We start from the raw sequence: 25769 nt of genomic DNA, 5'->3' as shown, positions 1-25769 counted from the left end.
GGGTCGGCGGGTCTCAGCGGGCGGATGCGGTGACACCGCGCAGGAACAGGCCGCGGAACACCAGGAAGAGCAGGAGCGTGGGCGCGGAGACGATCAGCGCGCCGGCCAGGATGACGGGCGGTCCTGTCGAGGAATAGGCGTTGTTGAGGGTGGTCAGGGCGGCCATCACCGGCTGGACGTCGGGGCTGCGGCTGAGCGTGATGCCGAGGAGCAGGTCGTTCCAGACGGCCGTGAACTGGAAGATGAAGGCGGCGCCGAGGCCCGCCTTCATCAGCGGCACGTGGATGCGCCAGAAGATCCGCCGGAAGGAGGCGCCGTCGATGAGCGCGGCCTCGGTCAACTCGGGGGGCATGGTGGTCATCTGATTGCGGATCAGGAAGAAGGCGAACGGCACCGCCCACGCGGCGTAGATCAGCATGAGGCCGAGCCTCGTGTCGTACAGGTCGGCGTCCGCGTACAGGCCGAAGAGCGGTGCGAGGAACATCTGCAGCGGGAAGAGCGTGCCGGAGTAGATCAGCCAGAACCAGAAGGCGGGCCTGGGGATGGGCAGGACGACGACGGCGAAAGCCGCCATGGCCGCGATGAGTACGGCGGCAAGGCCGCACACCACGGCGTAGAGTAGCGAGGCCTGGAAGCTGTCGCCGATGCCCGCCACGTTCCAGGCGGTCTTGATGTTCTCGACGAGGTCGAAGCCCTGGAAGGTCCAGTCGGGCTTGCCCGTGTACTCGGCCGCGGGCGTCAGCGCGTTGACCACGAGGAGATAGAGCGGGATCAGCCAGAGCAGCACGCATCCGGCGATGAAGAGATGACGCACGGTGCGACCCATGGGGTGCCTCCTCAAGCCTTGGCGGTGGCGGCGCGGGCGTCGGCCTCGGCTTCGGCCTCGGGCATCTGGCGGCGCAGATACAGCCAGGAGGAGGCGACGACGATCACCGAGAGGACGAGGGCGATCGCCGATCCGTAGCCGACGTGGAAGAGCCGGAACGCCTCGCGGTACATGGTCAGGGCGAGGGTCTCGGACGAGCGGGACGGGCCGCCCTTGGTGAGGATCCAGATCATGTCGAAGGCCTTGAGGCTGTTCACGATGGCCATCCCGACCACGACGACCGTCACGGCCCGCAGCTGGGGCAGCGTGATGTACCGGAACATCCGCCAGCCGCTCGCCCCGTCCAACTGGGCCGCCTCGACGGTGTCTTGGGGGATGGCGCGAAGGCCGATCGCGAAGAGCACGACATTGAGCCCGGTGGCCTGCCACGTACTGGCGACGATCATCGACAGGGTGTTCTGCGGCCACTCCAGGAGCCAGGTCTGCGCCCACGAGTCCAGGCCGACCCCGCGAAGGACCTGGTTGACCGCGCCGTCGGAGGTCAGCATGAAGTTCCACAGGACGGCGGTGGCGGCGGCGGAGATGGCGTAGGGCAGCACGATGATGAGTTGTGCGATCCCGCCGAACCGCATCCGGTGTGTGGCGACGGCGATGAGCAGTCCGGCCAGGACGGGCAGGAGCAGCGTTCCGACCACCCACATCAGGGTGTTGAGCAGCGACCGGCCGAAGATCGGGTCGTCGGCGAGTCGCGCGTAGTTGTCGAACCCGGTGAAGCTGCTGGTGAAGCCGTTGTTCTCGAAGAAGCTGTCGTAGACGCTGCGGAAGAACGGATAGACGAGGAGTACGCCGACGAAGGCGAAGGCGGGCAGCGCCCAGGGCAGTGCGGCGAGCGGTCCGCCGAGCCGGCCGTTGCCGCGGGCCGCGTGGTGCGGGGTGCGGGTCGGGACGCGGCGGCGTACGCGCATTGGCTTCGCGGAGTGCTTGGCGGAGTGCTTGGCGGCTCGTCGGCCAGGGGTCACGATCTCCGTCATGTCTCTTCCGCCTCCCGCCAGACCTGCCACGCCTCGTCCGCGCGGTCCTGCATGGTCCGCAGCACCTCGCGGTACGAGGACGGGTTCAGCAGGAATCCGGCCAGGTCGTCGACGGTCGCCTCGACCAGTTCGGGCGGTCCCTGTTCCCAGAAGCGGTTGAGCAGCCGGAGCTTGTCTCCGCGCACCTTCTTCGCGAGGCCGCCGATCACCGGGTTCGCGGGCTCGACCTCCGGGTTGGGGCAGCCGTCCTGGAGGCTGTGCGAGAAGGCCTTCATGACGGCGGGCCGCAGCCAGTGGCCTGCCGCCTTCAACGCCTCTTCCCTGTCAGGACCCTTGACGGTGGAGACCAGAGCGCTGGACTCGAAGATGACGCAGGGGCGGGCCTTCGGGTCCGCCATGGGCAGCACGAAGGCGCCGAGGTTCTTGCCGGGCTTTCCGCCCGCGCCCACGAGGGTCGAGCCGAGCCAGGTGCCGCAGGGCACCATCCCGACCTTGCCGTGGACCAGGGCCGGGGCGGCGTCGGCGTGGCTCATGTCCATGGAGGTGAACCAGTCCTCGTCGAAGAAGGACTCCAGGGTGCGCAGGGCGCGTTCGGCGCGCGGGTCGGTGTAGCGCTCGCGGCCGTTCATCAAGTCTTCGTAGAACTGCGGGTCCTGGCGGCTGAGGATCTCCTGGAACCAGATGAAGGCGGGCCAGCGGTCGGCCGCCGAGCCGTGCAGCGGGGTGATCCCGCTCTTCTTGAGCCGCTCGCAGGTGGCGAGGAAGTCGTCCCAGGTCTCGGGGACTTGGAGGCGGTGTTCCTCGAACACCTCGATGTTGTAGAAGAACACCCAGTACGCGAGGTTCATCGGCAGGGCGTAGACCCGCCCCCGGTAGGTGAACGCGTCCCGTAACGAGGCGTCGACCCACCCCTTGCCGACGGCCCTGTCCCACTGCCGGGTCAGGTCGACGATGCCGCCGGTGCGGGCGAGGTCCTGGAGCCGGTAGCCCGACCAGTACTTGAGCATGTCCGGCGTCTTGCTGGTGCGCAGGGAGGACTTGACGACCTGCTCGAACGACTCGAGGGAGGGGTTGACCTCCGGCACGAGCCGCAGGCCCGCCACGGACTTCATGGCCGCCCCCGCGGCGGCCATCGGCTTCTCCCAGGCGGCACTGTCACCGAGCACGGCGACCTTGCCGGGAGGCTGCCCGCTCGCGGTTCCGCAGGCCGTGGCGAGCGCTCCGGCGGCGGTCGCGGCGAGGAGGGTGCGGCGGTCGAGCGGGGCATCCGATGCCGGATGAAGGCGGTGACGACTACCTGACATGGGTGGCTCCCCCAGGTGTGTGTCAGCCCGGTGTTAGCGTTAACACGGGCGTGATGGAGCTTCTCGACGCCGGGATGGGATGTCAATGGTTCGCGCAGCGCGCACGGTTCGCCAGCCCTGACAGACGGCGGATCATTGGTACAAGATCGGACAGAAGTTACCTCTAGGTATGCAGTGACTTAATGCGCCAGTAGCAGTAGAACTCGTTCCCATTCCTACGAGAGTGAGGAACGTCACATGAGTGGCATTACCACGCGCATTACCGGCCCAGAGGGCGTCACACGCCGAAGATTTATCGCTGGAACTGGTTCTATTCTTGGCGCCGTCACCCTCTCTGCTCAGACTGCCTCCGCCCAGGCACCGTCCGCAGCCGCAGCCGGACCCATCGGCGACGGAGCCCGCGTCCCCGTCCTGATCATCGGCACCGGTTACGGCGGCTCCGTCGCCGCGCTGCGCCTCGCCCAGGCGGGCGTCGACGTCCACATGATCGAGATGGGCATGGCCTGGGACACCCCCGGATCCGACGGCAAGATCTTCGCCCACACGACCTCGCCCGACGGCCGTTCCTACTGGCTTCGCACCAAGACCAAACAGCCTCTGAGCAACTTCCTCGGCTTCCCGATCGACAAGGCCATCCCCCGCTACACCGGGATCCTCGACGCCGAGGAGATGGGCGGGATCATCGTCTACCAGGGACGCGGCGTCGGCGGCGGTTCCCTGGTCAACGGCGGCATGGCGGTCACGCCCAAGCGCGAGAACTTCGGCGCCGTCCTCCCGTCGGTGGACGCCGGGGAGATGTACTCCACCTACTACCCGCGCGCCAACGCCGGTCTCGGCGTCAGCACCATCGACCCTGCCTGGTTCGACAGCGTCGACTGCTACCAGTACTCCCGGGTCGGCCGTAAGCACGCGCAGCGCTCCGGCTTCCCGTTCCTCTTCGTGCCCGGTGTCTACGACTGGGACTACATGAAGCAGGAGGCGGCAGGAACGGTCCCCAAGTCGGCGGTCGCCGGCGAGATCCTCTACGGCAACAACTACGGCAAGAAGTCGCTCCAGAAGACCTACATCGCCAAGGCCGCCGCGACCGGCAAGGTCACCATCTCCCCGCTGCACAAGGTCACTTCGGTCTCCCCCGCGTCCGGCAGCGGCTACACCGTCGTCATCGAGCAGCTCAACACCAGCGGCACCACCACCGCCACCAAGACCGTGACCGCGGACAAGGTGTTCTTCGCGGCCGGCAGCGTGGGCACCAGCAAACTACTGGTCAAACTGAAAGCCACCGGCGCGCTGCCCCACCTCAACGGCGAGATCGGCAAGGGCTGGGGCGACAACGGCAACGTCATGTGCGGCCGCGCCAACCACATGTGGGACGCGACCGGCAAGGTCCAGTCGTCCATACCCACGGCCGGCATCGACAACTGGGCCGCGGGCGGCGCGTTCGCCGAGGTCGCGCCGCTGCCCACCGGGATCGAGACCTACGCCTCGTTCTACCTCTCGATCACCAAGAACCCGAACCGTGCCGCCTTCTCCTGGAACGCGACGGCGGGCAAGGTGGAGCTGAACTGGCAGACGGCCTGGAAGCAGCCGTCCATCGACGCCGCCAAGACCATCTTCGACAAGATCAACGCCAAGGAGGGGACGATCTACCGCACCGATCTGTTCGGCACGTACAAGATCTGGGGCGATCACCTCACCTACCACCCGCTCGGTGGCGCGGTCCTGAACAAGGCCACCGACAACTACGGCCGTCTGCACGGTCATCCCGGCCTGTACGTCATCGACGGCTCGCTGATCCCCGGCAACACCAGCGTCAATCCGTTCGTCACCATCACGGCGCTCGCCGAACGGAACATCGAGAAGATCATCGCCACGGATGTGTAGCGGCACCGATGTGTAGCGGCACGGATGTGTAGCAACACCCTTCAATGCCCGGGGAGTACGCACACCGCGTCGAGGCCGAGCACGTGGTTGAGCCGGCCGAACGCCAGCCAGGAACCGATGCTCATGCTCAGTTCCACGATCTCGCGCTGGCCGTAGTGCGCGGTCATCCGCGTCCAGAACTCCTCGTCGAGGCCATGGTGATCCAGGGCGTATCGCTCGGCGTACTCGGCGGCCAGGCGTGTCCGGTCGTCGAAGGCGTCGGTGGTGCGCCACTGGGTCACCGCATCGGCGAACTCCTCCTCGACCTTCTGCCCCTCGCGTTCGGTCCGCCAGTCGAGGCAGAACAGGCACCCGTTGATCTGCGCGACGCGCAGCCGCGCGGCCTCGAACTCCCGCAGCCCCAGGGTCGTGTGCTCGTACACCGACAGCGAGAAGTTCGCGGCGGCCATGCCGATCCCGGGGACCATCTCACCCCACACGTACCCGATCGGCTCCTGCCCCTCGGGAATGTCTATGTGCATCGGGCTCATTGCTTGCTCCTTCCGAGCTTGCCGGTCGCGGGGCGCAGCGGGACGTCGAGTGCGTCGTAGAGTCCGGGTTCCGCGGCCACGAGCCAGTCGATGGCGCCGACCAGACGGCCGACGGCGGTGGCGTTGCCGCCCGCTGACCGGTTCTCGCCCTCGTCGGCGGCCTCGACCGTGACCTCGATGCGCGGGCGGCCCTCGATGATCACGCGGTGCGCGCCCGCACCGTCCGGCGGCGTCGGCCAGTCCGGTGCGCAGGACGGGTGGATGCGGGTGACGTGCTCGATGACGATGCGGGGCTCTCCCCCGACGATGCCCTGCACCTCGAACCGCACCGCGCCCTGCGTGCCCGCATCGAAGTCGCCCATCGTGCGGGTGCTCACCGAAGTGTCGAGCGCACGCCGCTCCAACGTCTCGCGAATGTCGTCGAGTTCGGCGCCCAGAGCCCTGGCCATCAGCCTGATCTGGCCGCCCCACACCATGGTCGGGACGGTCTCGGCGAGCATCAGGGGCTCGTAGTCCATCGGATGCCCCATGCCGATCAGGTGGCGTACGGAGTCCTCCTGGTCGTACGTGGAGTAGTCGAAGATCTCCTGGCAGCGGATCGCGTCGACGGTGCTGCCGAGTCCGCTGATCAGCAGGGGCAGTACGTCGTTGCCCCAGCCGGGGTCGACGCCGGACACGAAGAGCGACCCGCCGCCGTCCGCGATGGCGGCGAGGACCGGATCACGCAGCTCGGGCGGGGCGTTGCGCTGGTCGTAGAGCGCGTAGAGGGCGGGGGTGACGACCACGGCTCCGGCCCGGATCGCCCTGCCGACGTCGTCGAGGGCCTCGTCGGGGCGGATGTCGCCGGACGCCGCGTACACCACTGCCTGGGGTGAGGCCGCCAGGACCGCGTCGACGTCGTCGGTCGCGGCGACGCCCAACTGCCCCTGGAGACCGGCGAGGTCGGCCGCGTCGCGGCCGACCTTGTCGGGGTTGTGGACGAGCACGGCCGTGAGCTTCAGCGCCGGGTGGGCATCGACGGCACGGATGGCCGCTCGGCCGACATTTCCGGTGCCCCAGACAACCGTGGAAATCATGCGGCGGAGGGTAACCAGAGGGCGTATCAGTTCATAGGGCCATGACCGGAGAGATTTCCGTCAGGGGTCAGGGATGCGTGAATGCCTGGATGCCTGGATGCCTGGATGCGTGCCTAGCGGATGTTCACGTCGATGCACGCGTAGAAGGCGTTCGACGTGTCGCCGATGTTCCAGACCGCGAGCACCTTGTGCCTGCCGGTGGCGCTGCCGAGGTTGACCTGGTGCGAGACGGTGGCCGGCGGCTGCTGGTTGCCGCCGTCGATCGTCGCGACCTTCGTGCCGTCGACGAAGTACTCGTAGTTCGCGGTGCGGTGCCGTGCGGTGAACGTCCAGGTGAAGGTCTGCGTCCTGCTCACGTCGCTGACCTTCCACCCTTTGCTGTCGTCGTTCAGCTCCGCGAACCGGGCGTTGCCGCCATGGCAACTGCGCAGGCCCTTGGGCCCCTCGACGCTCTGGGGTTCGTACTTGATGTCGCCGCACGCGATCGTGCGCGCGGCGCACTGCGCCTGCCTGCTCGCCGGTGCGTTGACGTATCCGTGCGCGCTGGCCGAACCGGTCGGCAGCGTGAGGGCGAGGACCGGTGCCAGGCCCGCACCGATCATGGCGGCCAACTTCCGCTTCCTGTGCATGCATACTCCTTCACGGCGCTGGGGTGGGGGTGTGCGTGAAGACCTGGGGCCAGACGTTCGCGATGGCCGATTAGTCCAGACCATAGACTTCGGCAAGCCTCGGTCAAGGCTGCTTTCGGGCCACGTACGGGCAGCAGGCGGCGCGCGGTTTCTACGCCGTGCGGTGCAGTTGTGCCGAGAGGTGATGCTGCAGCGGCTGACCGACCGCTTCGAGGTCGTGGACGAAGGTGAGCGTGTCCGCGTCCGTCAGTTCGTAGCGGCGGCGGGTGGCCTTGACCTCCTTGGCGGTGGGGGTGCGGGCCACCTCGCTGGTGGAGAGGTCGATCGTGTTGCCGTTCGCCTGGCCCACCGCGATCTCCGCGATGCCGGTGGGCTGGGTGATCAGCGCCTCCACCCGGCCGTCGGGCTGCAGCCGCCACCAGCCGCTCTCCCGTGCGGACGGGCGCAGCGGTGCGTCGTCGGCGTCCAGGAGCCAGGCCCGTGCCTCGTAACGGAGGAAGGGGCGTCCGTCATGGCTGAAGGTGACCTCCTGGGCGTACGTGAAGTCCGCGTCAAGGGTCGGATATTCGCCCTGGCCCCGGCCGTGCCAGGTACCCAGGAGGCCGAGCACGGGCTTGAGCAGCGCGTGCGGCGCGGGCGCCTCGTCCGGTCGGTGACCGTCGGGGTACGGGTGCTCCGGTGCGGGGTCGAACACGGTGTGCGCTCCAGGGGTAGGGGCCGATGCCAGGAGGAAGCCTAGGGGCCCGCGGCGACAGTGGCCGGGAGGCGACGGCGGCGGGAGCCCTCACCGGCGGCCGAAGAGTTGGGGCATGGGACGCCACCACGGGTAATCGACCCAATTGACTTAGGGTAGCCTCACCTAGATTTTCGTTGTCCGGCCCTGGAGGGTGGCGGGTGAGTTCTTCAAGTCCGTCGGGGCGGGACGTCCTGAAAGAGTCCATACGGGGGCAGCGGCGCGATGTCGCCATCGGCTCGCTGCTGGGTTCCGGCCACCAGATAGGCGAGGCGCTGGTCCCCGTCCTGATCGGTGTCGCGATCGACCAGGCCGTCACCGACTCCGACACCGGCGCCCTGCTCGTCTGTCTCGGTGTCCTCGCCGTCGGTTATGTGGCGCTCGCGCTGAGCTTCCGCTTCGGCGCCATGGCCGGTGAGCGGGCCGCCGCCCGCGCCGAGCACACCCTGCGCATCTCTCTCGTACGCCGCATACTCGACCCCGGCGGCGGAGCCGAGGAAGGCCGGCTGCCCGGGGCGCTCGCCAACATCGCGACCGAGGACGCCAAGCGGGTCGGCGCCGTCAACATGGCCCTGATGGCCGGGATCTCGGCGCTGACCGGCATCCTCACCTGTGCCGTGGTCCTGCTGCGCATGTCGCTGACGCTCGGCCTGGTCGTGCTGCTCGGCACCCCGGTGCTGCTCTGGCTCGGGCATCTCCTGAGCAAACCGCTGGAGAGCCGCAGCGAGGCCGAGCAGGAGCGCGCGGCGCACGCGTCGGCCGTCGCCGCCGACCTGGTGACGGGCCTGCGGATCCTCAAGGGCATCGGCGGTGAGTCGGCGGCCATCGCCCGCTACCGCACCACAAGCCGCGACTCCCTGGGGGCCACCCTGAAGGCGGCGCGCGCGCAGGCCTTCCAGAGCGGTGTGGTGCTCGCGCTGACGGGCTGCCTGATCGCCGCCGTCGCACTGGTCGGCGGCAGGCTGGCCGCCCAGGGCAGCATCAGTCTTGGCGAGTTGGTGTCGGCGGTCGGGCTCGCGCTCTTCCTGCTCGGCCCCCTGGAGACGCTCTCCTGGGTCAACGCCGAGCTCGCCCAGGGCCGGGCGTCGGCCACCCGGATCGCGGAGGTCGTCGCCACACCGCCCGCCGTCACCTCCGGAGACCGCGGCCTGCCCCAGCCGGTGCGCGGCGCGGTCCGGCTCGTCGGCGTGCGGCACGGCGGGCTGCGCGGAGTGGATCTGGACATCGCGCCCGGCGAGCTGCTCGGCGTCGTCGCGACCGACCCCGCGGACGCCACCGATCTGCTGCGCTGCCTGGCCCGGCGGACCGACCCCGACACCGGGACCGTGGAACTGGACGGCATACCCCTGCGGGACCTCGACCCGGCCGAGCTGCGCACGGCGATGCTCGTCGCCGCGCACGACGCGGACCTCTTCGCAGGCACCGTCCGCGAGAACGTCACGGCCGCCGCCCCCGAGGGCACCGACCCGGAGCAGGCGATGGCGGCCGCCGGAGTGGCCCAGGTCGCGCAGACACTGCCGGACGGCGAGCACACGTCGGTCGGCGAGCGCGGCCACTCGCTCTCGGGCGGGCAGCGCCAACGGGTCGCCCTCGCGCGCGCCCTTGCGGCCGAACGGCCCGTCCTCGTGGTCCACGATCCGACCACCGCGGTCGACGCCGTGACCGAGGCCCGCATCGCGACCGGTCTCCGCGAGATCCGCAAGGGTCGCACCACGGTCCTGGTGACCACCAGTCCCGCGCTGCTCTCGGTCACCGACCGGGTGGTGCTCCTGGACGAGGGCCGGATCACCGACACGGCCCCGCACGCAGACCTGATCCAACGTCATGAGGCCTATCGCACGGCGGTGTTGGCATGAACGAGACCTCGTCCGAACAGCATCCGGACACCCGCGAGCTGCTCCCCACCGCGACCGCGGTCCGCACCCGAGCCGCGGTCCGCGAGCTGGTGCGTCCGTACCGCGGCCTGGCGTTCGGCGGCTTCGCGGTGATGATCGCGGCGACCGGCGTGGGCCTGCTCGTCCAGCCGATCCTCGGCCGCATCGTCGACCTGGTGGCCGACCAGCGGCCGGCGGGAGACCTCACGCTGCCGGTCGTCCTGCTCGTCCTGGTCGCCCTCGCACACGGCGGGACCACCGCGCTCGGCCTGTCACTCGTCTCCCGGCTCGGCGAGACCGTGCTCGCGCAACTGCGTGAGCGGTTCGTGGAGAAGGCCCTGCGGCTGCCGCTCGAACAGGTGGAGAAGGCGGGGGCGGGCGACCTCACCGCCCGGGTGACCCGCGACGTCTCCGTGGTGGGCGAGGCGGTGCGCAGCGCCCTGCCCGAACTGGCCCGTTCGCTGCTCGCCATCTTCCTGACGCTGGCCGCGATGGCGGCGCTCGACTGGCGTTTCCTGGTCGCGGCCCTCCTCGCGGTGCCCGTCCAGGCGTCCACCGCCCGCTGGTACGTGCGCCACGCCGTTCCGCTCTACGCCCAGCAGCGCATCGCCACCGGGGCACAGCAGCAGCAGTTGCTCGACACCATCGCCGGCGCGGGCACGGTGCGTGGCTTCTCCATCGAGGAGGAGCACACCGCGCGGGTGACCCGGCGTTCGTCGACCGCGGTCGAGCTGAAGATGCGCGGCATACGGCTGGTCCTGGACTTCTACAACCGCCTGCACGTCGCCGAGTACACCGGCCTCACCGCCGTCCTCGTCACCGGTTTCCTCCTCGTCCGCGCGGACTCCGTGTCCATCGGCACCGCGACCGCCGCCGCGCTCTACTTCCACAGCCTCTTCACGCCGGTCAACTCCGCGCTCGTACTCCTCGACGACGCGCAGTCGGCGACCGCCTCGCTCGCCCGCCTCGTCGGGGTGGCCGACGAGCCCACTCCTGAGCCCACGCGGCCACAGGGGACGGCCGAGCCGTCGCAGCGCGGTACGGAGCCGGACGGCACCGTCACCGTGACCGGCATCGACCACGCGTACGTACCCGGCCGTGCCGTCCTGCAGAACGTGGACCTCACGCTCCGGGCCGGAGAGCGGGTGGCGCTGGTCGGCCCGAGCGGCGCCGGCAAGACCACCCTCGCCAAACTCATAGCGGGGGTGCACCGGCCGACCTCAGGCTCGGTACGCCTGACCGGGACCCCGGGCCGTGGCAGCGGTCTGCCGGTGGCCCTGGTCACCCAGGAGACGCACGTCTTCGCCGGACCGCTGGCGGACGATCTGCGCCTCGCACGTCCCGACGCCACCGACGACGAGCTGCGCACGGCGCTGACCGATGTCGAGGCACTGGAGTGGGCGGAAGCGCTGCCCGACGGCCTGGACACCGTCGTGGGCGACGGGGGCCACCGCCTGACCTCCGCCCAGGTCCAGCAACTCGCCCTGGCCCGGCTGATGCTTGCCGACCCGCCGGTCGCCGTGCTCGACGAGGCGACGGCCGAGGCCGGCAGCACCGGCGCGCGCCTCCTGGAGAAGGCCGCGGGCCGGGCGGTCGAGGGACGCACCGCGCTCGTCGTCGCGCACCGCCTCACCCAGGCCGCGACCGCGGACCGGATCGTCGTCATGGAGGACGGCCGGATCGTGGAGAGCGGCACCCACGACGAACTGCGCGAAGGCTCCGGCCCCTACGCCTCCTTGTGGGAGGCGTGGTCCGGCACCCGTACCGCGACCGAGGCGCCCCCCACGCACCACGGCGGCCCCGACACCGTGAAGGACGACGACTGACCCTCGGGACCCGTTCTTCGCCTTCGGCGACACCGGGACGAAGGTGAAGCAGCACGACGGAAGCCGGTGAACGTATGATCAGCCGATGTCTGACACGACCGAAACCACGCCCGGCTGGCTGACCTCCGACGAGCTCGAGCAGGCCCGTAACCGCATGCCGATCCTGTACGTCGAGGCCGTGCCGGTGCGCGTCGACGACAGCGGCGAAGTCACCAGCATCGGACTGCTGTTGGGCATGGGGCGGGACGGGTCGGTCAGCCGCTCCCTCGTCTCCGGACGGGTCCTGCACCACGAGCGGGTCCGGGACGCCCTCCTGCGCCACCTGGAGAAGGATCTCGGCCCGGTGGCACTCCCCCGCGTCCCGGCCTCCCTGCAGCCCTTCACCGTCGCCGAGTACTTCCCCACGCAAGGCATCACGCCGTTCCACGACCCCCGCCAGCACGCCGTGTCCCTCGCCTACATCGTCCCGGTGGCCGGCGACTGCCGCCCCCGGCAGGACGCTCTCGACCTGGTCTGGTTCAGTCCGCAGGAGGCCTCGTCCGAGGTGGTCCAGAACGAGATGCCGGGCGGTCACGGCCTTCTCCTCAAGCAGGCCCTGGCGCACGCCGGTTGCCTGACCTGAAGGGACCGGACCAGACGGGACCAGACAGGAGGGGCCTGACGGATTAGGTAAGGCTCGGCTAAGTTGATCGGCGAGTGCCTTCCTCCGAAGGCACATCTGCCAAGGAGATCGACGCAGCATGAGCTCAACCATCCGCCGGGCCCGCCGTACCACCGCGATCACCGTGTCGCTCGCCGCGGGAAGTGCCCTGGTCTCGACCGGCACCGCGGGCGCCGACACCGCGAAGACCGGCTCGCCCGCCGTCACGGCGCCGATCAGGCAAGGCCTGTACCAGTCCGCGTACTCCGAGCGGAACGACGCGCTCTGGATGACCTCCTCCGTGGGCATGCCGCCCGCCACCGTCACCGACTCCCGTCTGCTGAAGGTCGACCCGGACACCCTCAAGGTGGAGAAGGCCTACACGCCACCGGTCACCGACGCGGCCACCGGTGCCGTCGAGGCGGTCTACGGCGTCACCGTCGATGACGAGCACAACACCGTCTGGACGACCAACACCCGCGACAACAGCGTCGCCGTCTACAGCCAGCGCACCGGCAAGCGCCTCGCCACGCTGCCGAACGTGAACCACGCCCGCGAGATAGTCGTCGACGAGCGGCGCGACACGGTGTGGGCGAGCTCCTTCGCCGACGGCAGCCTCGTCGCGTTCGACTCCGGCACCTTCAAGGAGAAGAAGCGCGTCACCGTCCCCGGCACAGGACCGACGGGCATCACCGTGAACGAACGGACCGGTTCGGTGTACGCAGCCGACTACCACGGCGCCCAGATCATCGAGGTCTCCCGCGGCTCCGAGAGCCCGCGGCTCATCCCGGCCGGCGAAGGACCGCTCTCGATCGCCCTCTCCAAGAACGGCCGCACCGCCTACACCGCCGACCAGACCTCCGGCACGGTCACCGTCGTCGACCTGCGCGAGGGTGCGGTCACCCGGTCCGTGGCCACCGGCGGCGGCACCAAGTCCGTGGCCGTCGACCACCGCTCGGGCCACGTCCTTGCCGTCAACCGCACCACCGCCACCGTCACGGTCGTCGACCCGCACAAGGGAGCCGTGGTGAAGTCCGTGGCCACCGGCGCGAACCCCAACCACGTCCAGGTGGCCGACGGTCACGCGTACGTGGTCGACAAGTCGGGCTCGGGCCCCGCGGGCGAGGATCTGCTGACCCGCGTCCGCCTCCGCCGCTGAAAGGCGAGTTCAGGAAGAGATCAGGGGGAGATCAGCGGGAGTTCAGGGTGAGGGCTGGGGAGTCATCCTGTGCAGCCCCTTGCGGTCGTAGTAGCGGGTCATCGCGAACCCGAAGGCCACCGCGACGGCGCTCCCGATCGCGATCATGATCCAGGCGCGGGCGAGACCGGCATCGGCGCGGGCGTCGAAGAAGAGGATGGAGCGGACGCCCCCGCTGAGCTGGCGCATGGGCTCGAAGATGCCGAGGAAGCGGTAGAAGGCGGGGACCGCCTCCAGCGGGATGGTGGCTCCGGAGGAGGGCAGGCCCAGGACGATGAAGACGAACATGGACACGAGCTGGCCGATCCCACCGAAGGCCGCGTTGATGGCCTGGACACCCAGGCCGACCGCGAGGCTCGCGCAGTAGGAGAAGATCCACAGCAGCGGCAGATGGGTGGCGTCCATCCCGAGGATCGCGATGGTGGCCAGCATGATCAAGGTGGTGGTCAGGACGGTGATCCCCGCGGTCATGGCCATCTTCAGGAGCAGCGTCTGCGTGCGGCTGATCGGCACGGTCGGGCGCCGGGTGTGCCAGGGACCGATCTCACTGTCCGCGTAGCCGAGAGCGGTGTCGACGCCCATGCTGATGAGGTTGGCGCCGAGGAAGCCTGCCAGCACGAGCAGCAGGGTGTAGTAGAACGCGCTCAGGCCCAACCCGCTGTTGTCGCCGATGGGGTGGCCGACCTCGGTGGTGATGCCGACGGGGTCGCTGAGCAGCAGGCCCGTGGTGGAACCGGCCTCCTTGTCGGCGCCCGCCGCCTTCAGCTCCTTGCCGATGGCTTGGGAGGACTGCTGTGCGGCCGCCGTGGCGATCCTGCTCGCCAGGGAGGAACCGAGGCTGCCCATGCCGGGGTTGGTGAGGACCGTCATCGTCGGCCGCTCCGTCGCGCGCGTGGTGGTGAGCGCGGCGACGGAGTCGCTGAAGTTCGCGGGGACGAGCAGGGCGCCGTAGATCTTGCCGGAGTCCAGCTCGTCCTGGGCCTGGGCCCGCGTGAGCCGGCGCCAGTCGGCCTTGTCGCTCGACGTGTCGGCGACGACGGTCTCGGCGAGCCGCGTGCCCAGGTTCTGCCGCTGCCCGGCCGGGGGCTTTCCCTGGTCCTCGTTGACGATGGCGATGGGCAGGTGGCGCAGGTCGCGGTTGGGGCTGATGATGCCGCCCATGTAGAGCAGGGACAGCAGCAGGGCGAGCAGCCCGGTCAGAACGGTGGGCACCAGCCACAGTTTGGGGCGGCGCAGAAGCGCCGATGCACGTGCCTCGGCGCCGTTGTGACGGGGAGCTCTGTCGGCCGTGGTGTCGTCGGTGTCGTGGGTGTCGTCGTCCATGGTGCCCACCTTCGGTGCCGCGTGCGGCGCCCGGAGCGAACAACACGTTCAGGGGCGAAGGACCAGGCGAATGGGGTCTCCCTCTGTGCGCCAGGGACCCGCGTACTAGCCGCCGACGAAGTCCCGCACCTCCTGTGACACCCCGTCATCGCCCAGCAGGTCGTTGTGTTTCAGGCACCCCGCCCCGTTGTTCGTCGCACCGTCGAGGAGCACGCTGTCGTCCGGGTTGATGACCTCGTCGCAGTTGGACCACCAGGTCGCGTAGGCGACGTCTCCCGGCGTCTCGTCGCCCTCCGCGAGCCCGTCCTGGACGTACGAACCCGGTGTCATGTCACGGCAGGCCTGCGACCAGGCGGCGCAGGCCCAGGCCGTGGACGTGCCGTGGTTGGGTCCTGCGAGGGAGGCCCAGTGGGCCACCGTGGCGGTGCCGCCGCCGTGCTTGACGTACCAGCGGGTGACGAGGCTCCCGAAGGAGTGGGCGACGATGTCCACCTCGGCGGCGCCCGACCGGGCGCGCACCTCCTCGACGTACGCGGCGAACCGGCCGGAGAGCACCTCGTTCACCGACTGGCTGGTGTCGTACCCCCAGGAGAACAGCTCGGCGTCCGTGTAGCCGGACGCCTTGAAGTCGTCGCGCAGGGAGCCCCACACGCCTGGGTCGGCGTTGTAGCCATGGACGAAGATCACCGGAGTGCGGGCGGCCGTCGGGGCCTCGTCCGCCTGGGCCGCGGTCAGCGGCGTCAGCAGGGCGGCGGCGGCCGCGATGGTCAGTGGGACGGAAGATCGGCGCAGCACAGGTTCCCCCTCGGGCCGGCGGACGTCACCACGTTCACCGCGTCAGGACACGTGACGCGTGACGCGTGAGCGGTGCCGAGAATGGTGAGGTCTGCGCCGACGAATGAACAGCCTTGTGCAGCAGGGAAGTTACCGCGGGTACGGGTGAGTGCTAGGCCTCGGAGTGATCCGGTGCGCTCGCCTCGTCGTCCGGGTTCCAGTCGAGGAGCCGTACTTTCGCGACCGTCCGCACATGCCGGCGCATCGCGGCCGCGGCCGCCCGGCCCCGGCCGGCCTCGATCGCGTCGAGGATCTCGTGGTGCTGGGCGAGGGAGCGGGCGGGCCGCCGCACCTGGCGCAGCGATTCGTTGCGGCTCTCGGTGATCTGCTCGGCGATGGAGCGCATGAACTCGGCGAGCAGCGCGCTGTGGGCCGCCGCGGTCACGGCGGCGTGGAAGAGCCGGTCGCCCTCGACGCCGCGCTCGCCCGCCTCGATCTCCCGCGCCATCGTGGCGAGGGCGTCCCGCATGGCCCGCAGGTCATCGTCCGTGCGCCGCTCGGCGGCCAGTTCGGCGAGCTTCGTCTCCAGGGCCTCACGCGCCTCGAGCACGTCGGGCAGCCGCCGCTTGCGCTCCACGAGCCGCTCCACGGGCTCGGCGTCCAGACTGTCCTTGACCAGATAGGTGCCGCCGCCGTGCCGCACCTCGACCAGGCCCTGCACTTCGAGTACGACGATGGCCTGCTTGACGGAGGCACGGGACACGCCGAGGCGCTGGGCCAGTTCACGCTCGGGCGGCAGCCGGTCGCCGGAGCGCAGGGCGCCTTCGCCGACGTAGGAACGGAGCCGGTCGAGCACCTGCTCGTACAGCCTCGTCCTGCCCATGGGGCGCAGCGCGTCAGACATCCCAACCCCCCATTTCGGTCCCCGTGCAGGATTTCGGTCCCCTTGCCGATGGATTCGCAGCCTAACAGCGGCCGACCCAGTGGACGAGTGGCCAAGTGGTTCAGCCAATTTACGTCCGATCCCTTGACGGCCGAAACCGATACCCCGACGCTGAGTTCCGCCAACAGCCGGATTGGCTCAGCCACTTGGCCACTGCTGGGCCAGAGGCCGAGCCGGCCTGCCGCTCACGGCCGAACCACGGCCCCGCAAGGACGGCCCCAGGGACGGGAGCCCACGATGTCCGCCGAACTCATCTCCATCCTCGTACTCGTGGTGGTCTTCGTGATCGCCACCACCCGCTCCATCAACATGGGCGCGCTCGCCTTCGCCGCCGCCTTCGCGGTCGGCGAACTGGCCGCCGACCTCGACGCGGACGGCATCTTCGCCGGCTTCCCGGGCGATCTGTTCGTCGTCCTGGTCGGCGTGACCTATCTGTTCGCCATCGCCCGCGCCAACGGCACCACGGACTGGCTGGTGCACGCGTCCATCCGGCTCGTGCGCGGACGGATCGCGCTGATCCCCTGGGTGATGTTCGTGATCACCGGGGCGCTCACCGCGATCGGCGCGGTCAGCCCGGCCGCCGTGGCGATCGTCGCGCCCATCGCCCTGAGCTTCGCCGCCCAGTACGGCATCAGCCCGCTCCTGATGGGCGCCATGGTGGTGCACGGGGCCCAGGGCGGCGGTTTCTCGCCCATCAGCATCTACGGCTCGATCGTCAACGGCATCGTGGAGCGCGAGAAGCTGCCGGGGAACGAGCTCGCGCTCTTCCTCGCCTCGCTCGTCGTCAACCTCCTCATCGCCGGGATCGTCTTCGTCCTCTTCGGCGGGCTGAAGCTGGGCGGTCGCGACACCGGCGACGGACAGCGCGGCACCGGCGACGAGCAGAAGGAGGCGGGTTCGCGTCTCGATCCGGCCAAGATCGCCACTCTCGCCGCCCTGGTCGCCCTCGTCGTCGCCGTGCTCGGCTTCGACCTCGACGCCGGTCTGAGCGCCATCACCCTGGCCGTGATCCTGAGCGCGTTCTGGCCCGACTCCAGCCGCAAGGCCGTCGGCGAGATCGCCTGGCCGACTGTGCTGCTGATCTGCGGTGTGCTGACGTACGTCGGCGTCCTGGAGGAGATGGGCACCATCGACTGGGCCGGTGAGGGCGTGTCCGACATCGGCGTCCCGCTCCTCGCCGCCCTGCTGCTCTGCTACATCGGCGCGATCATCTCCGCGTTCGCCTCCTCCGTCGGGATCATGGGCGCGCTCATCCCGCTCGCCGTGCCGTTCCTCGCGCAGGGCGAGATCGGCGCGGTCGGCATGATCGCGGCGCTCGCCGTCTCCGCCACCGTCGTGGACGTCAGCCCCTTCTCGACCAACGGCGCGCTGGTGCTCGCCGCCGCCCCGGACGTCGACCGGGAACGCTTCTTCCGGCAGCTGATGGTGTACGGCGGAATCGTGGTGGCCGTGGTGCCCGCAGCGGTGTGGTTCGTGCTCGTGGTGCCAGGATTCGGGTAGGACGGCTGCACGGCCCCCAACGATCTTCGACGACAACCAAGGAGATACGCAGCGTGAGTTCTCCCCACCCGCCCCTCTTCCCGACCCTCGTCGCGGGCCCCGACCTCCCCGCCCTGCGCTTCGGCACACGTTCACTGACGTACGCCGAACTCGCCGCCACGGCCGGTTCCGTGGCCACCTCGATCGGCTCGGCGAGCCGGGTCGCGCTGTGGGCGACGCCGACGCTCGAAACCGCCGTCGGTGTCGTGGCCGCGCTGCTGGCCGGTGTGCCCGTCGTGCCGCTGAACCCGAAGACCGGCGAGCGCGAGCTGGGGCACATCGTGGCCGACAGTGCCCCCTCGGTGGTGCTTGCGGCACCGGGCGATGAACTCCCTGCTCCACTGCGGGTGTTGGAGCGTACGGACATCACGCTCACCGGCAGCGTGACAGCGACCGCGGTCCCCGAGCCCGACCCGGAATCCCCCGCCCTGATCGTCTACACCTCGGGCACCACAGGCCCGCCCAAGGGCGCGGTGCTGCCCCGCAGGGCCCTTGCCGCCACCTTGGACGCCCTTGAGGACGCCTGGCAGTGGACCTCCGACGACGTGCTGGTGCACGGACTTCCGCTGTTCCATGTGCACGGTCTCATCCTCGGCATCCTCGGGCCGCTGCGCCGGGGCGGTTCGGTGCGGCACCTGGGCCGGTTCTCCATCGAGGGGGTGCGGCGCGAACTGTCCGACGGGGCCACGATGCTGTTCGGCGTGCCCACGATGTACCACCGCATCGCGGAGGCGCTGCCCACCGACCCGGGTCTCGCCAAGGCCCTGTCCGGCGCGCGGCTCCTGGTCTCGGGGTCGGCCGCACTGCCCGTGCACGACCACGAGCGGATCGCGGCGGCGACAGGGCGCCGGGTGATCGAGCGGTACGGCATGACGGAGACCCTGATGAACACGAGCGTGCGGGCCGACGGCGAACCGCGCGCCGGAACCGTCGGGGTGCCGCTTGGCGGTGTGGAGCTGCGGTTCGTGGACGAGGCGGGCGCCGAGACCTCGGACCGGCAGGAGGTCGGCGAGATCGAGGTGCGCGGCCCGAATCTGTTCACCGAGTATCTGAACCGGCCCGACGCCACCGCCGCGGCCTTCACCGCCGACGGCTGGTTCCGCACCGGAGACATGGCGGTCCGTGACGACGACGGCTACGTACGCATCGTCGGCCGCAAGGCCACCGACCTCATCAAGAGCGGCGGCTACAAGATCGGTGCGGGCGAGATCGAGAACGCCCTGCTCGAGCACCCGGGCGTGCGGGAGGCCGCGGTGACCGGTGAACCGGACGACGACCTGGGCGAGCGCATCGTCGCCTGGATCGTACCGACGGACCCCGAACAACCTCCGGCAGAAGGGGACTTGGCCGATCACGTGGCCGCCCAGCTGGCCCCGCACAAGCGCCCCCGGGCCGTGCGCTTTCTGGCGGAGCTTCCCCGCAACGACATGGGAAAGATCATGAAGCGATCCCTCCATGCCTGAGCCCACTCCTGAAGGAACGGCGGCTCGCCCGACCGCACGCGCGGCCATCGCCGCCGTGGCCGATCAGGACAGCTTCCTCGAACTCCCCTGCCCCACAGAGGGGTTGTCCGAGGATGGTCCGGACGGCCCGCTCGCCTGGCATGGATACGCCGACTCCCGCGCCCGCGCCGAGGAACGCACCGGCGAACGGGAGTCGGTGGTCTGCGGCGCCGCCACCATCGGCGGCACCCGGGCGGTGCTCGTCTCCTTCGAGTTCGGCTTCCTGGGCGGCTCCCTCGGCGAGCGCACCGGGGACCGCCTGGAGGCAGCCCACCGCCACGCCCGGGACCACCGGCTGCCTGTCGTCTCGCTGATCGCGACGGGCGGCAGCCGTATGCAGGAGGGCATGCGCGCCCTGGTCCAACTGCAGCGCGTGGCCCGGCAGTCAGAGCTCACCGGCGCGGCGGGGCTCGCCCGGATCGCGGTCCTTCGCGATCCGACCACCGGCGGCGGCTGGGCCACCCTGGGAGCGGGCGCCGACCTGATCCTTGCGCTGCCCGGCAGCCAGGTCGGCTTCGCCGGGTCGCGGGTACGCCCGGCGGACACGGATCCGGCGGCGTACACCGCCGAGGCGCAGCTGGCGGCGGGCGCGATCGACGATGTCGTACGCCCCGAGGAACTGCGGGAGGCGCTGGCGCTGCGCCTCAGGCTGCTGTCCGCTCCCACCACCCCCGAACCCGCCGAACCCCCCACCGCACTCGGCCGCACCGAGCTGCCCACCACCGGCTGGGAGGCCGTCAGCCGCGCCCGCGCCGCCGAACGTCCGCGCGCCACGGCCTACTTGGACGCCTACTTCATCGAGCGCGCGCCCCTGCGGGGCGACCGGTGCGGGGGCACGGACCCGGGGATGCTCTGCGGATTCGGGCTGCACGAGGGGCGGACGGTCGCCTACGCGGCGCAGTGCGGGACGGCGACGACGCCCGCCGGTTACCGCACCGCGGCCCGTCTTGTCCGGCTCGCGGGGCGGCTCGGCATTCCCGTGCTCACGCTCGTCGACACCCCGGGTGCCGCGAACGGGGCGGAGGCCGAGCGAGCGGGGGCGGGCGCCGCCATCGCCGAACTGTTCGCCGCCGTCGCCACGGCATCTGTCCCGGTCACCTCGCTGGTCATCGGCGAGGGCGGATCCGGCGGCGCACTCGCCCTCGCGGCACCGGGCAACCTCTGGGCGACACCGGACAGTTACTTCTCGGTGATCGCACCGGAACTCGCCACCGCGATCCTCAAACGGGGGCACGAGGAGACCCGGTCGACGGCGGAACACCTGCGCCTGCGCCCTCAGGATCTGGTCGAACTCGGCGTTGCCAGAGGCATTGTGACGGGGCATCACCACTAGACGGAGTTGGCTGGAGTCAGTCATCCGCTGTTCCGATCAATCCCGCACGCTTCTACCATCCAAGCGAGGCAGCGGGGCCCGCGAGCCGTGTCCGCACCAGCTCCAGCCGCTGTCCTCCCCGTTCTACGGTGGTGTACTCCCGCGACCCCACCGCCGGGGAGGGCATTCCGCGCGCGGAGGCGATGACGGGGAACCTCGCCCTCGCGCGCCCGACGGCCGTCGCCATTTCAGCAGGCGGCGGCCGTCCCCCGTATGCCACCCCCGCACGGTTCTTACGGACCCGTGACGAAGCCCCGTCGGTGATCGTCAGCCCGGCCCGGCGCATCTAGCGTGGGCCGCATGCGCGTACTTGTCACCGGCGGCGCCGGGTTCATCGGATCGCACGTGGTCGAAGCCCTCACGGAACGCGGGCACGAAGTCGTGGTGCTCGACGCCCTGCTGCCGTCCGCCCACGCCGAACCACCGCGGCCGCCCGCCGGACAGCGGTGGACCGTCGCCGATGTCCGGGACCGGGACGCGGTGCGGGACGCGCTGCGCGGGGTGGACGCGGTCTGCCATCAGGCGGCGATGGTGGGGCTCGGCAAGGACTTCGCGGACGCCCCCGAGTACGTCGGCTGCAACGACCTGGGCACGGCCGTCCTGCTCGCCGCGATGGCCGAGAGCGGGGTACGGGATCTGGTGCTCGCCGGGTCGATGGTGGTGTACGGGGAAGGGCGGTACGAGTGCGCACGGCACGGGGCCGTCCGGCCGGGCCCGCGCGCCGCGGCGGATCTGGACGCCGGGCGCTTCGAGCCACTCTGCCCCGACTGCGGGGCCGAGTTGAGGCCTGGCCTGGTGGGCGAGGACGCGCCCACCGATCCACGCAATGTGTACGCCTCCACCAAGCTGGCGCAGGAGCATCTGGCCGCCGCGTGGGCACGGGCGACGGGCGGCCGCGCGGTGTCGTTGCGCTACCACAACGTGTACGGCCCCGGCATGCCCCGCGACACCCCCTACGCCGGCGTGGCCTCGTTCTTCCGTTCCTCGCTCGAGCGGGGCGAGGCGCCCCAGGTCTTCGAGGACGGCTGCCAGCGGCGGGACTTCGTGCACGTACGGGATGTGGCGGCGGCCAATGCGACGGCCCTGGAATCGCTGCGCGAGCGGGACGCGGGGGTGTGCACGGCGTACAACACCGGCAGCGGGGAGCCGCACACCGTCGGGGAGATGGCACGCGAGCTGGCGCGGGCGTTCGGTGGCCCGGCTCCGGTGGTGACGGGTGAGTACCGGCTCGGGGACGTCCGGCATGTCACGGCGGACTCGGGGCGGCTGCGGGCGGAGCTGGGGTGGCGGGCCGATGTGGGCTTCGCCGAGGGGATGGCGTCCTTCGCGAAGGCGCCGTTGCGGGGCTAGCCCCGTCGGGGTCCCGCTCTTCCCGGGAACAGCGCTTACGCCCGTGCCGTCGGCAGCGTGACCTCGAAGCAGCAGCCGCCCGCCACATTGCGTACGGCAGCCCGGCCCTGGTGGGCCTCGACGATGCCGCGCACGATCGCGAGGCCGAGTCCCGCGCCCGCCGGGGGCGTGCGGGACTGGCTGCCGCGCCAGCCGGTGTCGAAGACACGGGACAGGTCTTCCTCGGGGATGCCGCCGCAGCCGTCGGTCACGGAGAGCACCACTCCGTCGGGGGAACGCTCGGCGGCCACCGCGACGGTTCCGTCGGCCGGCGTACGGCGGATCGCGTTGATCAGGAGATTGCCGAGGACGCGGCTCATCTCCTTGCTGTCGACCTCCACCGGGACGGCCTCGACGCTGTCTCCCACGAGATGCACCCGGTGCTCGCGGGCGAGTGGGTCGACGCCCGCGAGCGCATCGCCCACGAGGTCGTAGACGGAGATGCGGGACGGCGAGAGAGCCAGCGCGCCGGCGTGGATGCGGGAGAGCTCGAAGAGGTCTCCGACCATGGAGTTGAGGCGTTCGACCTCGGTGCGGATCTGGCGCAGATAGCGGTCCGGTTCGGCCGCCACGCCGTCCTCCAGCGCCTCGGACATGGCCCGCAGTCCGGCCAGCGGGGTGCGCAGGTCGTGCGAGATCCAGGCGACCAGTTCGCGCCGGGAACGTTCCAGGGCGCGCTCGCGCTCCCTGGACTCGGCGAGCTTGGCGCTTGTCGACTCCAACTCCCTCGTCAGCGCCGCGAGTTCGGCGCTGACGGGTTCGGGCGGGGCCGCGAAGCTGCCGCCGTCGCCGAAGGACCGGGCGGCCAGGGTCAGGGCATTGCTGCGGGCGACCACCCAGCGGCCGAGCAGCAGCGCGGTGGCGAGCGAGACCACGGCGGCCATCGCCACGACGATGGTGACCACGGTCAGGTCGTGCGGCGACAGGAACATCTCCCACGCCACCGCGAGCGTCCCGGCCAGCATCGCGAGCACCGCGACGGCCGCCACGACGGTCATCGTCACCGTGAGGGAGCGGTGCCGCAGGAGGCGCAGCGCCAAGGCGCCCAGGAGCCCGGCGCTCGCAGCACCCAGGAAGGCGAAGAGGGCGATGAGGAGGATGTCCTGCATGAGGGTCAGCCTTCGGCTCGGGGCGGTACGCGGTCACCGTCGGGGTCGCGAGGACCGCGAGGAGCGTGGGGAGCGGAAGGGCCGTGAGGAGCGTGAGGAGCGGGCGGGTCGCGGTCGGACGCGTCATCACCGGCACCCTCAGGGACCTCTCCCCCGTCCGGCACGTCGAGGCGGTACCCCATGCCCCACACCGTCTGGATGAGCCGCGGCCTGGCCGGGTCGTCCTCGACCTTGCCGCGCAGCCTGCGGATGTGGACCGTGACCGTGGACAGGTCGCCGAACTCCCAGCCCCACACTTCCCGCATCAGCTCCTCCCGCCCGAACGCCTGCCCCGGATGGCGCAGCAGGAAGGCGAGAAGGTCGAACTCGCGCAGGGTGAGGGCGAGTTCGACACCACCCTTCGTCGCGCGACGCGCAGCCGGGTCCACCCACAGACCGGCGGCCCGCAGCGTGGCGACGGCCTGGGGAGCACGTACGGCGCGGCTGCGGCGCAGCACCGACTCCACCCGAAGGACCAGTTCGCGCGGGCTGAAGGGCTTGGTGACGTAGTCATCTGCCCCCACCTCAAGGCCCAGGATCCGGTCGTCCTCGTCGCCACGGGCCGTGAGCATGATGACGGGCACCGGACCCCTGACGCGCAGGCGGCGGCACACCTCCAGACCGTCCATGCCGGGCAGCATCAGATCGAGGACGACCAGGTCGGGCCGGAACACCCCGGCGCGTTCGAGCGCCCCGGGGCCGTCCTCGGCGCGCTCGACCGTGTAGCCGCCGCGCTCGAGGTAGCCCGCGACGACCTCGGCGACGGTCGGGTCGTCGTCCACGACGAGCACCCGGGGCACATCGGGCGCGCCGGCCCCGGCGTGCGGGCTGTCCTGCGGTGGTGGCTGCATGCCGCAAGCCTCGCACCTGTCGCGCGCCGACCTGCCCGGCAGAGCCCCTCGCGGTTGCCGACGTCCCCGTTTCGTAAGAACCTCAAGTCCGAAATATCCGGTTCAGATTCATAGGGTGAGTCACATGACCCCCTCCCCCTCCGCAGAACCCGACGTGCCGGACGCACCTGACGCGCGCGCCCTTCGGGTCGATGTCATCCTGCCCTGCCTCGACGAGGCCGCCGCGCTGCCCTGGGTCCTGGAACGCGTTCCCGAGGACTGGCGGGCCGTCGTCGTCGACAACGGCTCCACCGACGGTTCGGCCGACATCGCCCGCGCCCTGGGCGCCACCGTCGTGCATGAGCGGCGGCGGGGCTTCGGGGCCGCCTGCCACGCGGGCCTCACGGCGTCCGACGCGGACGTCGTGTGCTTCTGCGACTGCGACGCCTCCCTCGACCCGGGGCTGCTGCGGCCCTTCGTACGCAGGGTGACGGAGGGAGCCGCCGATCTCGTCGTCGGACGGCGGCGCCCGCAGGGACGCGGCGCCTGGCCGCCGCACGCGCGGGCGGGCAATCTGGCGCTCGCGCGGATGCTGCGGCGGCGCACCGGCGTACGGCTGCACGACCTGGGACCGATGCGGGCGGCGCGGCGCGAGGAGCTGCTCGCGCTCGGCCTGACCGACCGGCGCAGCGGATACCCGCTGCAGATGGTCGTGCGGGCGGCCGACGCCGGCTGGCGGATCGAGGAGCGGGACGTGCCGTATCTGCCGCGTGCCGGGAAATCGAAGGTCACGGGAACGTGGCTCGGGACGTGGCACGCGGTGCGCGACATGCGGGCCGTGCTCGCGGAGCCGCCGCAGGCGCCCCCCGTCGGCCGTGCGCGGCGGGCGTCGGGCGGTGCGCTGTGACCTCGTACGGGACGACCTTGCTCGTCATCGCCAAGGAACCACTGCCGGGGCGCGTGAAGACTCGCCTCACTCCGCCCTACACCCCCCAGGAAGCCGCCGAGCTGGCGGCGGCCTCGCTCGCCGACACCCTGGCCACCGTGCTCGCTGCGCCCGCCCGCCGACGCGTCCTGGTGCTCGACGGGCAGTCGGGGCCCTGGCTCCCTTCCGGCATCGAGGTGGTGCCCCAGTGCGCGGGCGGCCTGGACGAACGGCTCGCCGCGGCGTTCGGCGGCTGCTCGGGCCCGGCCCTCCTGGTGGGCATGGACACCCCGCAGATCACCCCTGGCCTGCTCGCCCCCGCGCTCGGCCCCGACGCCTGGCGGGACTGCGACGCCTGGTTCGGCCCTGCCGTCGACGGCGGCTTCTGGGCGCTCGGCCTCGCCGAGCCCGATCCGGAGCTCCTGCGCGGCGTCCCCATGTCGAGGCCCGACACCGGCGCCCTTCAACGGTCCCGG

23 protein-coding genes are annotated in these 25769 nt (G+C 70.8%); 11 read left to right on the top strand and 12 right to left on the bottom strand.

Annotation, left to right across the window (positions count from 1 at the left end):
* Positions 1 to 13: 13 nt before the first annotated feature.
* From ABD378_RS16725 to ABD378_RS16715, 3 genes are read right to left on the bottom strand one after another with little or no spacing between them, the layout of a single operon-like run.
* A complete protein-coding gene (locus tag ABD378_RS16725; RefSeq protein ID WP_344521707.1) occupies positions 14 to 826 on the bottom strand; it encodes a carbohydrate ABC transporter permease in 813 nt (270 codons plus the stop codon).
* Positions 827 to 837: 11 nt separating this feature from the next.
* Positions 838 to 1857 (bottom strand): carbohydrate ABC transporter permease, encoded by a 1020-nt coding sequence (locus tag ABD378_RS16720; protein ID WP_344521706.1) that lies wholly within the window; start codon positions 1855 to 1857, stop codon positions 838 to 840.
* Positions 1854 to 3161: an ABC transporter substrate-binding protein gene (locus ABD378_RS16715; RefSeq protein WP_344521705.1), complete on the bottom strand. Its 1308-nt coding sequence runs from the start codon at positions 3159 to 3161 to the stop codon at positions 1854 to 1856. The genes ABD378_RS16720 and ABD378_RS16715 overlap by 4 nt, the downstream gene beginning before the upstream one ends.
* 237 nt (positions 3162 to 3398) lie before the next feature.
* Here ABD378_RS16715 and ABD378_RS16710 point away from each other — a divergent pair, with 237 nt between their 5' ends.
* Positions 3399 to 5042, top strand: coding sequence for a GMC oxidoreductase (locus tag ABD378_RS16710; RefSeq protein WP_344521704.1), 1644 nt, complete (start codon positions 3399 to 3401; stop codon positions 5040 to 5042).
* A gap of 41 nt (positions 5043 to 5083) precedes the next feature.
* On the opposite strand, the gene ABD378_RS16705 is transcribed toward ABD378_RS16710, so the two are convergent.
* The 4 genes from ABD378_RS16705 to ABD378_RS16690 all read right to left on the bottom strand — a co-directional run bounded on the left by ABD378_RS16705 (position 5084) and on the right by ABD378_RS16690 (position 7971).
* On the bottom strand, positions 5084 to 5563 hold the full coding sequence (locus ABD378_RS16705) for a carboxymuconolactone decarboxylase family protein (RefSeq protein ID WP_344521720.1): 480 nt from the start codon (positions 5561 to 5563) through the stop codon (positions 5084 to 5086).
* Between the two features lie 5 nt (positions 5564 to 5568).
* Positions 5569 to 6648 carry an NAD(P)H-dependent amine dehydrogenase family protein gene (locus ABD378_RS16700; RefSeq protein WP_344521703.1) on the bottom strand — a complete coding sequence of 360 codons (1080 nt, stop codon included), beginning with the start codon at positions 6646 to 6648 and terminating at the stop codon, positions 5569 to 5571.
* Positions 6649 to 6761: 113 nt separating this feature from the next.
* Positions 6762 to 7277, bottom strand: a complete 516-nt coding sequence (locus ABD378_RS16695; RefSeq protein ID WP_160508892.1) for a lytic polysaccharide monooxygenase auxiliary activity family 9 protein — start codon at positions 7275 to 7277, stop codon at positions 6762 to 6764.
* Between the two features lie 151 nt (positions 7278 to 7428).
* Positions 7429 to 7971, bottom strand: a complete 543-nt coding sequence (locus ABD378_RS16690) for a nitrobindin family protein (RefSeq protein WP_344521702.1) — start codon at positions 7969 to 7971, stop codon at positions 7429 to 7431.
* A 200-nt stretch (positions 7972 to 8171) separates the two neighbouring features.
* On the opposite strand from ABD378_RS16690, the gene ABD378_RS16685 reads away from it, so the two are divergent.
* The 4 genes from ABD378_RS16685 (at position 8172) to ABD378_RS16670 (ending at position 13509) form a co-directional block, all read left to right on the top strand.
* Positions 8172 to 9866 carry an ABC transporter ATP-binding protein gene (locus ABD378_RS16685; RefSeq protein WP_344521701.1) on the top strand — a complete coding sequence of 565 codons (1695 nt, stop codon included), beginning with the start codon at positions 8172 to 8174 and terminating at the stop codon, positions 9864 to 9866.
* Entirely contained in the window at positions 9863 to 11710 is a 1848-nt protein-coding gene (locus ABD378_RS16680; RefSeq protein WP_344521700.1) for an ABC transporter ATP-binding protein, read from the top strand. The genes ABD378_RS16685 and ABD378_RS16680 overlap by 4 nt, the downstream gene beginning before the upstream one ends.
* A gap of 85 nt (positions 11711 to 11795) precedes the next feature.
* A complete protein-coding gene (locus ABD378_RS16675) occupies positions 11796 to 12332 on the top strand; it encodes an NUDIX hydrolase family protein (protein WP_344521699.1) in 537 nt (178 codons plus the stop codon).
* Between the two features lie 118 nt (positions 12333 to 12450).
* Positions 12451 to 13509 carry a YncE family protein gene (locus tag ABD378_RS16670; RefSeq protein WP_344521698.1) on the top strand — a complete coding sequence of 353 codons (1059 nt, stop codon included), beginning with the start codon at positions 12451 to 12453 and terminating at the stop codon, positions 13507 to 13509.
* Positions 13510 to 13551: 42 nt separating this feature from the next.
* On the opposite strand, the gene ABD378_RS16665 is transcribed toward ABD378_RS16670, so the two are convergent.
* From ABD378_RS16665 to ABD378_RS16655, 3 genes are all read right to left on the bottom strand, one after another.
* Positions 13552 to 14871 (bottom strand): YhgE/Pip domain-containing protein, encoded by a 1320-nt coding sequence (locus tag ABD378_RS16665; protein ID WP_344521697.1) that lies wholly within the window; start codon positions 14869 to 14871, stop codon positions 13552 to 13554.
* A 105-nt stretch (positions 14872 to 14976) separates the two neighbouring features.
* Complete coding sequence (locus ABD378_RS16660; protein WP_425583849.1) at positions 14977 to 15663, bottom strand: esterase/lipase family protein; 687 nt, start codon at positions 15661 to 15663, stop codon at positions 14977 to 14979.
* Positions 15664 to 15817: 154 nt separating this feature from the next.
* Complete coding sequence (locus ABD378_RS16655) at positions 15818 to 16549, bottom strand: FadR/GntR family transcriptional regulator (RefSeq protein ID WP_344521695.1); 732 nt, start codon at positions 16547 to 16549, stop codon at positions 15818 to 15820.
* Between the two features lie 276 nt (positions 16550 to 16825).
* Here ABD378_RS16655 and ABD378_RS16650 point away from each other — a divergent pair, with 276 nt between their 5' ends.
* From ABD378_RS16650 to ABD378_RS16635, 4 genes are all read left to right on the top strand, one after another.
* Complete coding sequence (locus tag ABD378_RS16650) at positions 16826 to 18088, top strand: SLC13 family permease (RefSeq protein WP_344521694.1); 1263 nt, start codon at positions 16826 to 16828, stop codon at positions 18086 to 18088.
* A 53-nt stretch (positions 18089 to 18141) separates the two neighbouring features.
* Entirely contained in the window at positions 18142 to 19590 is a 1449-nt protein-coding gene (locus tag ABD378_RS16645; RefSeq protein ID WP_344521693.1) for an acyl-CoA synthetase, read from the top strand.
* Positions 19583 to 20962, top strand: coding sequence for a carboxyl transferase domain-containing protein (locus ABD378_RS16640; protein ID WP_344521692.1), 1380 nt, complete (start codon positions 19583 to 19585; stop codon positions 20960 to 20962). The genes ABD378_RS16645 and ABD378_RS16640 overlap by 8 nt, the downstream gene beginning before the upstream one ends.
* Positions 20963 to 21301: 339 nt before the next feature.
* The gene (locus tag ABD378_RS16635; RefSeq protein WP_344521691.1) at positions 21302 to 22351 is read left to right on the top strand and encodes an NAD-dependent epimerase/dehydratase family protein; all 1050 of its coding nucleotides are present in this window, start codon (positions 21302 to 21304) and stop codon (positions 22349 to 22351) included.
* Positions 22352 to 22386: 35 nt separating this feature from the next.
* On the opposite strand, the gene ABD378_RS16630 is transcribed toward ABD378_RS16635, so the two are convergent.
* Positions 22387 to 23499, bottom strand: a complete 1113-nt coding sequence (locus ABD378_RS16630) for a sensor histidine kinase (RefSeq protein WP_344521690.1) — start codon at positions 23497 to 23499, stop codon at positions 22387 to 22389.
* 5 nt (positions 23500 to 23504) lie between these two features.
* The gene (locus tag ABD378_RS16625; protein ID WP_344521689.1) at positions 23505 to 24389 is read right to left on the bottom strand and encodes a response regulator transcription factor; all 885 of its coding nucleotides are present in this window, start codon (positions 24387 to 24389) and stop codon (positions 23505 to 23507) included.
* A 124-nt stretch (positions 24390 to 24513) separates the two neighbouring features.
* Here ABD378_RS16625 and ABD378_RS16620 point away from each other — a divergent pair, with 124 nt between their 5' ends.
* The gene (locus tag ABD378_RS16620; protein WP_344521688.1) at positions 24514 to 25275 is read left to right on the top strand and encodes a glycosyltransferase family 2 protein; all 762 of its coding nucleotides are present in this window, start codon (positions 24514 to 24516) and stop codon (positions 25273 to 25275) included.
* The coding region (locus tag ABD378_RS16615; protein WP_344521687.1) for a TIGR04282 family arsenosugar biosynthesis glycosyltransferase at positions 25272 to 25769 on the top strand (498 nt) is incomplete at its 3' end. The genes ABD378_RS16620 and ABD378_RS16615, both read left to right, overlap by 4 nt.

It is taken from the genome of Streptomyces rectiviolaceus, assembly GCF_039533825.1.
GTDB classification, from domain to species: domain Bacteria; phylum Actinomycetota; class Actinomycetes; order Streptomycetales; family Streptomycetaceae; genus Streptomyces; species Streptomyces rectiviolaceus.
This window is presented reverse-complemented; position numbering and strand designations above follow the sequence as displayed.

What these genes read in the sequence shown, in the direction of transcription:
- ABD378_RS16725 (WP_344521707.1), bottom strand. Translation starts at nt 826, where the DNA reads ATGGGTCGCACCGTGCGTCATCTCTTCATCGCCGGATGCGTGCTGCTC.
- ABD378_RS16720 (WP_344521706.1), bottom strand. Translation starts at nt 1,857, where the DNA reads ATGACGGAGATCGTGACCCCTGGCCGACGAGCCGCCAAGCACTCCGCC.
- ABD378_RS16715 (WP_344521705.1), bottom strand. Translation starts at nt 3,161, where the DNA reads ATGTCAGGTAGTCGTCACCGCCTTCATCCGGCATCGGATGCCCCGCTC.
- ABD378_RS16710 (WP_344521704.1), top strand. Translation starts at nt 3,399, where the DNA reads ATGAGTGGCATTACCACGCGCATTACCGGCCCAGAGGGCGTCACACGC.
- ABD378_RS16705 (WP_344521720.1), bottom strand. Translation starts at nt 5,563, where the DNA reads ATGCACATAGACATTCCCGAGGGGCAGGAGCCGATCGGGTACGTGTGG.
- ABD378_RS16700 (WP_344521703.1), bottom strand. Translation starts at nt 6,648, where the DNA reads ATGATTTCCACGGTTGTCTGGGGCACCGGAAATGTCGGCCGAGCGGCC.
- ABD378_RS16695 (WP_160508892.1), bottom strand. Translation starts at nt 7,277, where the DNA reads ATGCACAGGAAGCGGAAGTTGGCCGCCATGATCGGTGCGGGCCTGGCA.
- ABD378_RS16680 (WP_344521700.1), top strand. Translation starts at nt 9,863, where the DNA reads ATGAACGAGACCTCGTCCGAACAGCATCCGGACACCCGCGAGCTGCTC.
- ABD378_RS16675 (WP_344521699.1), top strand. Translation starts at nt 11,796, where the DNA reads ATGTCTGACACGACCGAAACCACGCCCGGCTGGCTGACCTCCGACGAG.
- ABD378_RS16670 (WP_344521698.1), top strand. Translation starts at nt 12,451, where the DNA reads ATGAGCTCAACCATCCGCCGGGCCCGCCGTACCACCGCGATCACCGTG.
- ABD378_RS16665 (WP_344521697.1), bottom strand. Translation starts at nt 14,871, where the DNA reads ATGGACGACGACACCCACGACACCGACGACACCACGGCCGACAGAGCT.
- ABD378_RS16655 (WP_344521695.1), bottom strand. Translation starts at nt 16,549, where the DNA reads ATGTCTGACGCGCTGCGCCCCATGGGCAGGACGAGGCTGTACGAGCAG.
- ABD378_RS16650 (WP_344521694.1), top strand. Translation starts at nt 16,826, where the DNA reads ATGTCCGCCGAACTCATCTCCATCCTCGTACTCGTGGTGGTCTTCGTG.
- ABD378_RS16640 (WP_344521692.1), top strand. Translation starts at nt 19,583, where the DNA reads ATGCCTGAGCCCACTCCTGAAGGAACGGCGGCTCGCCCGACCGCACGC.
- ABD378_RS16635 (WP_344521691.1), top strand. Translation starts at nt 21,302, where the DNA reads ATGCGCGTACTTGTCACCGGCGGCGCCGGGTTCATCGGATCGCACGTG.
- ABD378_RS16630 (WP_344521690.1), bottom strand. Translation starts at nt 23,499, where the DNA reads ATGCAGGACATCCTCCTCATCGCCCTCTTCGCCTTCCTGGGTGCTGCG.
- ABD378_RS16625 (WP_344521689.1), bottom strand. Translation starts at nt 24,389, where the DNA reads ATGCAGCCACCACCGCAGGACAGCCCGCACGCCGGGGCCGGCGCGCCC.
- ABD378_RS16620 (WP_344521688.1), top strand. Translation starts at nt 24,514, where the DNA reads ATGACCCCCTCCCCCTCCGCAGAACCCGACGTGCCGGACGCACCTGAC.